The following is a 1,088-nucleotide window of genomic DNA, read 5'->3' as shown; positions in this document are numbered from 1 at the left end:
CGACTACGAGGACGAGACGCACGATCCCATGGTCGATATCCGGGACGAGGTTCCAAAGCTGAGGGATCGCCACAAGCGAGTCGTGGATGTATTCGTTACGAGGGGAATTTCTAGCATCCGGGACATCGAGGCCTGCGTGGACCTGTTGGCGGACGTGAAAATTCGGGCTGAGTTCATCAACAAGCTGCGCCTTTTCCTGGAGAGCCTTGGAATCGTCATGCCCCGGCCGGAGGCGATGCCGTATCTCAAGGACGCCAAGATACTCGGTTTCATCGCCAAGGTCGCGGCGAATCTATATTACGACGATCAGCTGAACCTATACGGGGTCAAGCACAAGGTCAAACAACTCATCGATGAATACATCGCTGCAAACGGCATTGACCCAAAGATACCGCCGGTCGAAATCCTGGACGTGAACTTCGCCGACCATGTGAACGCAGGAAAATCGGCGAAGGCGCGGGCCTCCCGCATGCTCCACGCAGCTCGGCATCACATCAGCATCCATCTGCATGAGGACCCAGCGTTGTTCACTAAGCTCAGCGAGAAGTTGGAACAGATTCTCCAGGACCTGAAAGACAACTGGACCCAGCTTGAAAAGGAGCTGCAACGCTTCATTGACGAGGAACTCAAGCGGGGACGGGAACAGGAAATCGAAGGTCTCGATCCTAAGGTGCAGGCCCCGTTCTTTGGCCTGTTGAAGGACGCCGTAGAAAAGTCCTCGGGCAAGAGCCTGGAGGGCGAGAGCTTCCGAACAGCTGTGGCGACGACCATCGAAATCGTCGATCACATCAAGGCCGAGATCGCAAGGGTTGGCTTTTGGCGCGATCCGCCGAGCCGTCAGCGATTGGAAAATTGGGTGTTTCGCTCTTTACGGCGGTCCCGATTGATTCCGAAGGACCAGGTCCAGGAACTGGCGATCCGGTTCGTGGACCTTGCAAAAAGCAGGCATAGGTTCTTAGTAAGATGAAGGAAGTCGTTCAAATCGATGATCTGCAGGTTGAGGTGAGACGAAGCCCTCAACGCCGAACCGTGGACCTTATTGTTGGCAGGTTTGGCGCGCTTGTCATCAATGTCCCCGAATCCCTCCC

1 protein-coding gene is annotated in these 1,088 nt (G+C 55.4%); it reads left to right on the top strand.

The features are described from left to right. Window positions 1-967, top strand: a 967-nt coding sequence (locus AC3WVG_RS12205) for a hypothetical protein (protein ID WP_488798390.1), incomplete at its 5' end; no start/stop codon positions are given. Between the last annotated feature and the right edge of the window lie 121 nt (window positions 968-1,088).

The sequence above is a fragment of the Desulfovulcanus sp. genome, assembly GCF_982781345.1.
This window is presented reverse-complemented; position numbering and strand designations above follow the sequence as displayed.